This is a genomic window from Chryseobacterium oryctis (assembly GCF_025971925.1).
GTDB classification, from domain to species: domain Bacteria; phylum Bacteroidota; class Bacteroidia; order Flavobacteriales; family Weeksellaceae; genus Chryseobacterium; species Chryseobacterium oryctis.
The window spans coordinates 1-12,485 of record NZ_JAPDHV010000005.1; the positions used below are offsets into that span (position 1 = coordinate 1).

Sequence of the window (12,485 nt, forward strand, 5' to 3'; positions counted from 1 at the left end):
TACGCTGATAAAATCAATATAAAAGTAAAGATTTATATAGAATGACCAAGACCATAGCCCCGATAGAAGCGGTTACCCCGCAACTTGCAGGGAATAAGCCCTGGAGTGAGGAGTAGAAGCGGAGAGCGGGAAATGGCTCCTAGAAAAAAATGAAAAAACTATAACCTAACTAGAAAAACCGCTTAATTAACAACTTGTATATATAATAGCCTAACAAACATCCTAGAGTATCTGCTACAATATCCAGAGTTTCCATTGACCTTCCCAATCCCATTTCTTCCTGGAAAATCTCGGTAAGGAATGCATATATAAGTATTATTTGAAAAAAGTAAGAAAATTTGATTTTGGGAAAAGCTGCTTTCAAACAAAAGCCTAGCATAGCAAATATGCCTAGGTGCAGCACTTTATCGATTCCATTGAACATGAACCAATATTCATGGTTTTCTTCTCCCGGCTTGAGAAGCATATAAGTAAGAAATGCCCAATAAATGGGCAAAATCTTACTAAATATTTTTGAAATATTATCCAATGATTGCTTGGTATTCTTCTGCAGATAGTAATTCTGACTGATCTGCTCCATCAGCAACTTCTAATTTAATAATCCATCCGTTTCCGTAAGGATCTGAATTTAATAATTCCGGCTGATCTTCTAAGTCTGAATTAAACTCAATAACTTTCCCAGAAATTGGCAAGAATAAATCTGAAACTGTTTTTACAGCTTCTACACTTCCGAAAACGTCTCCTCCATTAAGATCATCATCTACTGTATCTACATCTACATACACGATATCACCTAACTCTCCTTGCGCGAAGTCTGTAATGCCAATTGTAGCAACATTACCTTCAATCTTAATCCATTCGTGATCTTTAGTGTACTTTAATTCTGATGGTGTGTTCATTTTTAAATTTTTATTTTTACAAATGTATTCAAAATTCTATAAGCTTCAAATACCACCAATAAAAAAGTCTCTCAATTTTGAGAGACTCTAATTAATTTATTTTAGTTTTTAAAAACCACCTCCGGAATCACCAAAAGTAAACGTCGCAGAAATACCCGCTCTGATCGTAGACAATGGGAATGCTGTTGAGATTTTATACTTAGAAGTCATTTGCTCATAGAATACTCTCAAGTTAAGATTTTCTGATACATTGTAATCGGCAGAAACTTTAATATTCATTAATCTTTGACCTCCTGTGATTTGAGAATCATTTAAAAGAATATTGGTAATACTCGTTCTGCTATCTCTCAACGAGAAGTCTCCTCTGATATTAAGATCGCTTCCTTTTCCTTTACCTCTTCCTCTTACATTAGTCATCCCCATTCTGAAGTTTCTGATAATATATCCTACTCTTACAACATATTCACTGTTTGAATCTTCAGTAAGCGTATGATTTACCAATCCTAATAATAACATTCTGTTTCTATTGTACTGTAAACCAAACTGCATATTATTTCTCATCGTAACATCAACTCCGATAAGTGGTGAGAAAGATTCTACATAACCAACCTGAGCAAAAGTAAACGGATTGATAAAATCACCATTAACATCAAACCTCTCTTCAATAGGCTGTGACAAACTATTAAAATAATCTATACTTGATTGTATTCCCGTAGCTGTATATGTTGCTGTATAACTATGTAAGATATCAAACTTAGAGAATTGACCGTTAATAATCGGAACGTTTCTTAATCCTGAATAGGTAACCCTCCAGTTTGGCATTGGCAATCCTGCTTTTTTAGCATCACCTATTGGTTTTGCAGATTTACCTTCAACTGCTGCTCTAAATGCAGGAATTAAAACATAAGCATTTGCAATACTATTACCTTCCGTAAATCCGTCTGCACCGATCGTTCCTCCCATTTGCTGAGATATAGCTCTTGCATTTTCTCTAATAGATTTATAAATGGAAGCTCCATCTTTGAAAGCAGTTTTCAAAAGAACAACTGAGTTTGAATACGTCACAAAATCATTTGCAAAAACATAATCATGATTCGGAGTAGCCAGATTTTCTCTTAAATTATATCCTACCTGTGAAAAGTTTCGGTTATAATTATGCAAGGCATTAATATCAATTCTAAGGTCATTCATTGGTACAACCTGTAAATTTGCTCTCAACTCTTTTGTGGATGTCTGAACATAAGGATCTGTCATATATGCCGAATCACCTATCCAACCTTGTTCAATCGCCGTTCTTCTGATATCAGCCTGAGAACCTAATAAGAACCCAATAGTTGGACCTCCAACCGTTTGCCCATAACCATACCAATTCGGTGCAGAAATTAAACCTGGAAGTACTGTACCATTATTTTCAGAATAATTAATATCCAATTGTTTCAAAGAAGTCAATAGGAATGCAGCACTTTGCATAACTGTAAGCTTATTTTTAAACTTATATTTTTTATATCTAAACTTATTCTTCTCCCATTGCTGAGTATAAACATTGTTTAGTGAGTCAATTTCTTGCTTACGTTTCTGAAGTTTTGTAGAAATATTTTTGAAATATTTGAACTGACCAAAGAATTTAGGGAAATCAGCAGAAGCTGTAGCCTGAATAACATTTGTATTCTGACCAATAGAACCTAAACTTACACTCCTGTTTGTTTCAGGATCATAGAAACTACTCATTACTGTAGACCTCGCATTCCAATTATAAGTAAAACCATAACCTAATTCCGCATCAATAAAATCTAAATAAGGTAAATACTGGAACGGAAGTTTATAATTTAACTGTACTCTATGATTATATAAAACAGGACGACCAGCTCTGAATACATTTCCAAAGATTGAACTATTATCCATAGTATTCACATCAACTTGATCATTTAGCGTTCTCATCGCTGAATTAATCTCTAGTTTCAATGATTTCGTAAAGTTAAATCCTAAACCATACTGCCATCCGAAATAGAAGTTTCTATTTTTAATCGCAGCAAAATCTTCGCTATAATTACCGTTTAAAATACCTTCAATATTTCTAAACTCAAGCTCATTATAATTTCTATCAATCTCTGTTCTGAAAGATAATCTTGTAGGAACAGGATTAAAATTAAATTCTTTCACCCATCTCAAATATTTAGTAGACTTAGCCGTATCACTAATCATTTTATTGAAAGGTTTTATCACCCAAGGTTTGAAGGTATAGTTATAATCTATATATCCTCTCAGATATTGTCTCAAATTTTTCTTGGTATAAATATCTCTGTAATAATCATCGTTATAAACAGCGGTTACCGAAACGTTTTCAATATCGTAGAATTTAGGTTTCTTGTTAGGATTCATCCTTTCCTTGTGCATATTAACAACTCCTAAACTTCTTTGCTGAGTATATGTTCTGGCAACTTTTTTCAATTGTTCTTTATTCGCTGCTTTATTAAACTCAACATCTGTATCCAAAGGATTATATTTTGGATCTTCGATGGTTTGAGCATAAGAATAATTGACAGGAATCTTAACTCCACTTTTTTCAGGAAGGAATTTATCTACGTTCACAGAAGCATTGATACTAAATGCCGACTGCGTAGACTGATTTCTTTCTGCCGGTTTAGAATCAATATTTCCAAATCCTACGGAAGTATATGAAGCTGCTGTATTGATAACTGCAAAATCTCCAAGGTTGAAGTTTAAACTTGCGTTTCCGGCATAACCTCCGTCATTTTCAATTTCAGAAAGACGAATTTCGTTTATCCAAAGAACTCTACCGTTTGCCCCAAGTCTACTATCTTTGGTGTTTCTAAAACCAACCATAATAGTGGTAATAGCTCCCAGACTTGGGCGACCTTTAATATAGATATTTTTATGGTCGTCCTCATCTCCATACACAGGATCTTGATGTCTCTGAGAAATCTGATTCGGATTATTTTTGTCTCTTCTTATTTTTGCATCAACAAAATTTTGAATATCTAAATCAACTTCATTCTCCATTGGCCAAATTTCCATCGGAGTAGTTGCCGTATTTGGAGTATACTTTAATGATGCTTCATATTCATAATAGTTATCTGTTGCATCACTACCAAAACGAATGAAGAATTTTTCATTCTTATCATAATTATTAGATGAAGGAAGATCTTTATTTTCAGCATGTACAAAAAGTTTCAACTTTTTATATCTTCTCATATCTAAAGATGTATTTTTAAACACCCCTCTAGCTTCATTGGAGATATTCGAAACTTTCATATATAATGACGATTCGTTTTGTCTTTGTGCCCCTGCATTACCACTTAAAACCTGTCTGTCAATTCCCGGAGGTAAAACATAAGGAGGTTGGTTTAATGCATTCTCTTCAATATTAACACTTCCTACCTCAAAATTTGTAATATCTGTCTCTACAGAACCTTCATTTGTAGCAGGATCAGGTATAGTAGGAGGTGCAGTAGAAATATCACTATGTTTTGCAATATTCTTAGGATATCTTCTCCAGTCAGATCTTACTAAGTCCATTGTTCCGAATCTCAATGTAGAAGTTTGATCAAATCCTGTCAACATTAATCTTGCAAATCTTACATTATTTAAGACAGAAAGACTATGTTCACCCGCAGTATCATCGTATTTTGAAACCGGAATTCTGAATAGGTACCATTTTACATCTTCAGACTGACCGTTCTGAAACTGAGCTTTTACAGTTTTTACATCAACAATATTATTATCACCCAATGTTAAACTTGCCTGATCTAACTTTATTTCATACTGATTATAACTTTCAGTCTGATCTAAATTGTAATCTTTGTTAACATCTTCCGTATCCGGAGTTTGAGATGATACTTCTAAAGAATTACTTCTTGAATTCCCTTCTGGTCCTCTGAAATATTTATATCTCTGAACAAGTGAAGACGCCATACCTCCTGTGAACTTATCAGACATATAAAATACAAAGTCATCAACAGCAGGGTCAGCTAAATTTGTAACCGGGTTTACAAATGTATTCCCGAATCTCATAGATTCCTGATCTGAGCTTAAACCATCATATCCCAAATCCTGAGCTGTTCTATCTTCTCCTTCAGAAGAGAAAGCATAAAGAATCGGCGGTTGTTTTGGCTGAATCCCCCAATTTGAATTGGTAGTTGTAGGTGAAGTAGATAAAGTAGGCAATCCGTTTTCATATTGCATGTATCCATCTTTCAAAACATCTTCTGATACATTTCCTAAGTGTAATAGTAACTTCGGATCTGCTCCTAAAGTTCCACCATCAGCATACGGATCCATCATCCAAAATTCTACATATTCAATATTTGAATTTACAAAGTTGGAAACACTGATTGGTCTCATAATTCCCGCCCATCTTTGCTGAGTTGTTTCATTAGCAGGGTTTACATTGTAAGGCCCTTTTTCTTGCGGATAATATGAAATATCAAACGTGTTGGTATAGGTTTGTTCACCTGCTACAAAATCTCTGTTATTATAAATTTCAGAAAACAATACTCTTCTGGATGCATGATTAGAAACCGACTGCGGCGTAATACCTGTCGGCGCTTTACCTCCAACTCCCCAGAATCTAGGATCAATATTATACCAAGATAATAATCCTCTTCCGTAACCACTCGTAATATCATTATTACTTACCCCTGTTCCGAAAACTCCTCCAGATTTTTCAGGTCTGGAAGCTAAACTCCATGCTGTAGGTTCTTTTAATGAAATTTTGGAAGTCGTTTGTTCAAAATCATCAATATATGACTGATCATTTGTTCCTTTATTAATACCCGGAAGTAAATAAGCTGCTTCCATCTTAAAGTTTAAGTTTGATGGAGCTTCTGTTTTTACTAAAGGTATTTTGTCAGTAAGTCTTGTAAGGAAAGGTAATTGATTATTATACATCAAATTAATCCCTGCCATTGTGTTATTTACAGCTTCCTGACCATAATTTACTTTTTGTGTAAGTGGAGATTCTGAATAGTTTACAACTGTTCCTCCTAAGATAAAGTTTTCGTTAAATCTTCTCTCCAAATTCAATCCCAAGAATCTTTTTCTCTGAGTATTAAATGTCAACTGGTTTTCTAATGAGATATTAATTGCCTGTCCCGATTGTTTTACCTGCTCATTAAGAATAGTAACCGAACCAAGCATATAGTCTACGGTATAGTCTACCCCTTCTGTAAGCTGTACTCCATTCGCCATCACTTTTACAGAACCTTGAGGAACGTTTACAGCTCCTAAAGAAATACCTTGTCCCTGAGTTCCTTTGTATCGTCCTTCCAAGGTATATCGTTGAGCCAAGTTATTAGAAGTTGCCACTTGTTTCTGCTGACTATATAAATCTGAAAATACGTATTGAGGATCATTACTTCCCAAAACCTGCTGCATATGGCTACCAAAAGGCTGAACTTTTGTAAAGATCACTCTTCCTGTTTCCGGCCTTATCGTAATCCCGTTTACAAAGTCAAAAATACCATCACCTGTAGTTCCTCCATTTGATTGTAAGTCGCCATTCATATTCAAACGATCCCAATTAAATAATTTAAGTAAATTGATATCTTTTACAGCTGTATCAGGAAGATAGTTTACCTTCCCTCCCGTTTTAGGATCTTTATACAATACATTAAGAATAAATCCGTCCTGATTTACCTGACCTGCATCCAATGAATAAATATTCTTCATCATCAGCTGCCACATCGGTGAGCTTGTGTTAAGATTATTGTTAGCCCTTAAAACTTTTGTTACTAAAACAGGACTTTCCTCAGAAAATTCTCCAACTTTATAAACTTTATTATCTCCGTTGGTATATGAAAATGAAACAGCCAAAAGCTGGTTAACATTTAGCTTTTGGTTTAATGAAATATACCCTAACTGTGGCTGAAAAGTATATTCATTAGCATTTAATCTTCTTGCTTTTGTGTTATAAATAAAATGTTCACCATTTTGATAAGTTTCTGTAGCTCCAGTAGCTGTAGGGAAATTTTGTCCCTGAAAAGTGCCTGCATAGTTTGTCCCTGCATCTCTGGGAGTTCCCATAGCAGTCGTAACAGCACTGTAAAGTCCGTTTTGAGAATTATCCGGTAGCCCGGCTCCCTCTCCTAAATCTCTAATCCCCACAATAGGTTTTTGATAAGCCAAATTACTATTTCCTTGATCTAAAACCCAAACCTCTAACCTTGTGATATTAACTTTAGAGTTAATTTGAGGGTAATTGAGTAAAGCACCATCATACTTATCTAAAAAATAATGCCCCAAAAAGTAATGCTGATCCTCTTCATAATCAATAGCATTTATCTTAAAGGTATTCATTACACCTCCTCCTTGTACAACAATATTTCTAGCTTCACCTCTTTGTTGAGAAAGAACAACTGTTCCGTAAGTCTTACCCAACTGAAACTCTGTTTTAACCCCAAATAAAGACTCAGAACCTCGAATTAAACTTGTTGAAAGTGGCATATTCACATTACCAAATTCAACTCTTTTGATAATCTTATCCTCTCCTCCTGCGCTTGGTGAATTAACATCATTTAAACCTTTCGACTGAAGATCTTTCCAGCTCCCTTTCGCCTGCCAAACCAAGTTCATTCTGTTTTCAAAAGCAAAACCACTTTGTGTATCATAGTTCGCTTTTAGTTGAAGATTCTCTCCTACTTTACCCAATAATCCCAACTGGATTCTCTGGTCTATATCAAACGTGAAACTCTTCCTGTTCTGAGGAAGAATCATTGGGTTGTCTATTTTCTGATACAAACCTGCAAAATCGAAAGAAGCATATCCTGAAGGAATAATTTCAATCTTATTACTACCAAAAATTGTTTCGAATAATCTGTTTCGGATGATAAGTGACGGAATTAAGCCTTTTCTGGCTGCATCACTTTTATCTTTTCTGAAAAGTAAACTGTATTTGTCTGACTTTTCTTTATAGTAAGCCCGCGATTGGGTTGCAAGCATAAATTCTTTGTACTCTTCGGGAGACATCGCTGTAGGAGGTCCCGTTACTGTATTTCCTATTTTAGGATATACATAATACATTCCTGTTTTTATATCATAATAGGCTTCATACGTTGTAGGATCGGCCAACTGATAGTCTTTCTTAATAATTGCTGTGTCGCGCACCTGCCTCTGTTGTGCAAAAACACCACCGGAAATGCATAAGAACGACAGGAACAAAAATATATTGAGGTATTTATTATTTGCCACCAAATGTTAAATGTTTTTTAAAATTTGTTTCACCAATTCTTCTACAGAAATACTTGGTTCTTGTTTTATTATTTTATCTGCAAGTTTCTCGCTCATACGTTTAGGAATCCCTAAAACTTCTAATGCTGATAACGACTCTTCCTTAATTTTATTATCTACAAATGTAGAAATATTTTCTTCCGGATTGCTGAATTTTTGGACTTTATCTTTCAAGTCAACTATAATTCTTTCAGCGGTTTTGGCTCCAATTCCTTTAGCTTTTTGAATCAATGCACTGTTGCGCGAAAGTACTGCAGAAGCAATCTCTTCAAGACTCAATGTTGATAATAAAATAAGAGCAGAAACAGCTCCTACTCCGTTAACGCTTATTAACAGATTAAACATTTCTTTTTCTAAACGAGTGTTAAACCCAAAAAGTAAATGCGCGTCTTCTCTGATAATTTGTTGAATAAAAAGGAAGGTTTCCTTATTTAAAGTCAGTGTTTGTGAGGTCATTAAACTAATACCTACATAGTAACCAACTCCTTGTACGTTGATCACTGCGTAAGTTGGCGTAAGTTCCTGAACATTGCCTTGTAGTGAAAATATCATTATTAATTTTTAAAACTCCCAAATATAGCAAATTAAACTAATTAATATTTTTATTTCAGGTGCGAATGGTTTTTAACTTAATTTTAGTTGATACATTTAAAGATTTTCAATAAAAACAAAAGACTCCAAAATCTGGAGCCTTTATTATTGAAATATTTCTATATTTTGCTTACATTATTTTTTCTCTCTTCTTTGAGCATCAAGCACTGCAATTGTTGCCAAATTTACAATTTCATCAACACTTGAACGCATTTGCAAAACGTGAACAGGCTGTTTCAATCCCATTAATATTGGCCCAATAACTTGTGCCACTTTCATACCTCTGATGATTTTGTATGATAAATTTGCACTTTCCAAGTTCGGAAATATAAAGGTATTGGCAGGTGTTGTTCCTAATTTTGAGAAAGGATAATCACTCAAATGATCAGAATTCATTGCAAAATCCGGTTGAATTTCTCCATCTACAATCATTTTAGGATATTTTTCATGGAGAATACTTACCGCCTTTGCTACTTTTTTAGAACTATCGGAAATAGCTGCAAAATTTTCAAATCCCAACATAGCTATTCTTGGTTCGATAGCAAAAGTTTTAACGGTAATTTCCGCCATTTTAGCAATATTCACCAAATCTTCGGCTGTCGGATTTTGATTAATTGAAGTATCTGCGAAGAAAATAGGTTTCTTCTCAGACAAAATCATCATCATTGCAGCCACTTTATCTACTCCTTTTTCTTTTTCTATAATTTCTAAAACAGGTCTTAAAACCGAAGTGTAGTTTTTAGAGAAACCAACAATCAATCCATCTGTATCACCATGCTTCAACATCAACGGACCAAAATAATCTCTCTGACGAACAAACTTTTTCGCTTTATATTCGTTCATTCCTTTTCTTTGACGAAGTTTCCAAAGAGTTTCTCTGTATTTTTGTCTGTTTTCTTTCTGGTCATCATCACTTGGATCAATAATAGGAACATCTAAATTTATTCCGAAGCGTTCCATTTGTTCCTTAATGTATTTTTTCTCTCCCAAAAGACTAGGATAAGCAATACCTTCTTCGTAAAGAATTTGGGCAGCTTTCAATACATTATATTCTTCGGCATTCCCTAAAGTAATTCTCTTCGGATTAGCTTTAGCACGGCTTTGCATCATTCTTACCAACTTCTCATCTCTTCCCATTCTGTCAAGAAGCTGATTTTCGTACTCTTCAAAGTCCGTAATCGTTTTTCTTGCAACACCGCTTTCAATAGCTGCTTTTGCTACAGCACTAGATACTTTGGTAATTAATCTATTATCAAACGGTTTTGGAATAAAATATTCTCTACCAAATTGCAAATTTTGTACGTTATAAGCTAAAATTACAGCTTCAGGAACCGGTTCTTTAGCCAAATCAGCAATAGCATGAACGGCTGCCAATTTCATTTCCTCATTAATACCTTTCGCCTGAACATCCAATGCTCCACGGAAAATATACGGAAACCCTAAAACATTATTAACCTGATTAGGATAATCGCTCCTTCCTGTCGCCATGATAACATCTTTACGAGTTTCAAATGCTAAATCATAAGCAATTTCAGGATCAGGATTAGCCAAAGCAAAAACAATAGGATTTTCACTCATGCTCAACAACATTTGAGGAGTCATAACGTTTCCTTTTGATAATCCTACGAAAACATCTGCCCCATTTAAAGCATCTTCTAAAGTATCAATGTCTGTTTGAGCAATAAAATCTAGTTTTTCAGGTGTAAGGTTTTCTCTTTTGTGGTTGATAACCCCTTTACTGTCACACATTAGGACATTCTCCCTTTTCAATCCTAAAGAAATGTATAAATTGGTACAGGCAATCGCAGCAGCTCCTGCTCCGTTTACAACCATTTTTACTTCTTCTATATTTTTGTTGGCAATTTTCAGGGCATTGATTAAAGCTGCTGCAGAAATAATTGCAGTTCCGTGTTGGTCATCATGCATCAAAGGAATATCCAGCTCTTCTTTTAATCTTTGTTCAATATAAAAAGCTTCAGGAGCTTTAATATCTTCTAGGTTAATACCTCCAAAAGTTGGAGCTATACCTTTTACAATTTCAATAAATTTTTCAGGGTCTTTTTCATTAATTTCAATATCAAAAACATTGATATCAGCAAAAATCTTGAACAAAAGCCCTTTCCCTTCCATTACAGGTTTTGAAGCCTCTGCTCCGATATCACCCAAACCAAGAACCGCCGTACCATTTGAAATTACTGCTACTAAATTTCCTTTTCCTGTATAATCATAAACAGTTTCCGGCTTATCGTGAATTTCCATGCAAGGAACAGCCACTCCCGGAGAATACGCCAAAGACAAATCTCTTTGAGAAGAGTGTGGTTTTGATGGTATTACCTCTATTTTCCCTTTTGGTTCTACCTTATGATAATCTAATGCAGCCTGTTTAAAATTATTTTCGTCCCGATTTGTTTTACTAGACATAAAGATTCTTTTTTGTTAAAGTATATATTTAATATGGTAATTGACTAAACTTTCAATCGGCTTTTGTACAATGTTACCAATATTTAAATTAAATTCTGCCGCAGCAGCTCGTAATATATTTTCGTAATAATAAGCAATAGAGCCAATAAAATTGATTTCCACATCTTTCGCTTCCTCATAAGGAAGTACCTGATAACAGAAAAATTCTTTCATTTCATCAAAAACCATCTGCTGAAAATACGGATGCTCTTTTCGGTCTACTACAAATTTATTGAAGTCTGCTAAATATGCGTTAGGTCTTGTCTTATGATACATATTTTCAAGAGCCTCTTCAATAGTAAGGTTGTAAGTTTCTGTAAATTGCTGATGTAAATCCTCAGGTAATTTTTGCATGAAAAACCTGCGTACCAATTGCTTTCCGATTGCACTTCCGCTTCCTTCGTCTCCCATAAGAAAACCTAAAGATGGTAATTTTATTTTCAGACTCTTTCCATCAAAAAAACAAGAGTTGGAACCTGTACCTAAAATACAAACAATAGCTGGTTTTCCGTCAAATGCAGCGTATGCAGCTGCCATCAAATCTTCTTTAGCAACAACATTTGCACCTGTGAAAAACTTATTAATTTCACGTTCGATAATTGCACGATTTTGAGGAATACCACAGCCTGAACCATAGAAAAAAACTTTAGTAATAGAATTTTTAACTGAACTAAGACTAATATTTTTCTCTATTTCCGGTACGATAAGTTCTGCTGAGATATTATTAGGATTAAAACCAATCGTTTGCGTTTTTAAAAAGACCTTGTTAAAGTCATCCAAAATTACCCAATCGCATTTAGTAGAGCCACCATCAACAATAGCAACCATATTTTACATTTTAGTTTAAGGGTGCTAAATTATGAATTTATCTTTAAACAGCCCTTAAAAACACCTCAGAAGCTTTCTAAAATTACGAATGTTTTGTATCAGTTTTTTTTTCATTGAATTGTAGAAGCCAATCTTCTATCTCATCTTCTAAGTATGATGTCTGAAGAATCATTGCATTAATAAAATCATCTGGAACAGGTTCATTATTAGAATTTTCAAGATTCCAAAGTTCATCCGACATATTTTCGTATTCTGAATACACACGTTTGAAGCGAGAACTTTCTCTCTCAAGAGCCTCAATATTTTTCTGTTGAAGCTGAAATTTTCTGTATTTGTTTTGACGTTTCATACAAATAGACAATTATTAAGTAGCAATAAAGTGGTTACAATTTGAGGAATATGACAAGCTGTCACGCCTTACAAGATAGAAAAAACCATCAACACAAATAGTTGAAAATGAAT

The 12,485-nt window shown here is 34.4% G+C and carries 7 protein-coding genes; all 7 read right to left on the reverse strand.

What is annotated here, in order from left to right; genetic code table 11:
- Positions 1-169: 169 nt before the first annotated feature.
- The 7 genes from OH806_RS11625 to OH806_RS11655 all read right to left on the reverse strand — a co-directional run bounded on the left by OH806_RS11625 (position 170) and on the right by OH806_RS11655 (position 12,372).
- Entirely contained in the window at positions 170-529 is a 360-nt protein-coding gene (locus OH806_RS11625; protein WP_264744076.1) for a VanZ family protein, read from the reverse strand.
- Positions 522-899 (reverse strand): glycine cleavage system protein GcvH, encoded by a 378-nt coding sequence (gcvH, locus tag OH806_RS11630; protein ID WP_264743855.1) that lies wholly within the window; start codon positions 897-899, stop codon positions 522-524. The genes OH806_RS11625 and gcvH overlap by 8 nt, the downstream gene beginning before the upstream one ends.
- A 108-nt stretch (positions 900-1,007) precedes the next feature.
- Positions 1,008-8,105 carry a T9SS outer membrane translocon Sov/SprA gene (sov, locus tag OH806_RS11635; protein ID WP_264743856.1) on the reverse strand — a complete coding sequence of 2,366 codons (7,098 nt, stop codon included), beginning with the start codon at positions 8,103-8,105 and terminating at the stop codon, positions 1,008-1,010.
- A gap of 6 nt (positions 8,106-8,111) precedes the next feature.
- Positions 8,112-8,696, reverse strand: coding sequence for a Holliday junction branch migration protein RuvA (gene ruvA / locus OH806_RS11640; RefSeq protein ID WP_264743857.1), 585 nt, complete (start codon positions 8,694-8,696; stop codon positions 8,112-8,114).
- Between the two features lie 174 nt (positions 8,697-8,870).
- Positions 8,871-11,156: an NADP-dependent malic enzyme gene (locus OH806_RS11645; RefSeq protein WP_264743858.1), complete on the reverse strand. Its 2,286-nt coding sequence runs from the start codon at positions 11,154-11,156 to the stop codon at positions 8,871-8,873.
- A 15-nt stretch (positions 11,157-11,171) separates the two neighbouring features.
- The gene (locus tag OH806_RS11650; RefSeq protein ID WP_264743859.1) at positions 11,172-12,023 is read right to left on the reverse strand and encodes a BadF/BadG/BcrA/BcrD ATPase family protein; all 852 of its coding nucleotides are present in this window, start codon (positions 12,021-12,023) and stop codon (positions 11,172-11,174) included.
- A gap of 82 nt (positions 12,024-12,105) precedes the next feature.
- Positions 12,106-12,372 (reverse strand): hypothetical protein, encoded by a 267-nt coding sequence (locus tag OH806_RS11655; protein ID WP_264743860.1) that lies wholly within the window; start codon positions 12,370-12,372, stop codon positions 12,106-12,108.
- Positions 12,373-12,485: the final 113 nt, after the last annotated feature.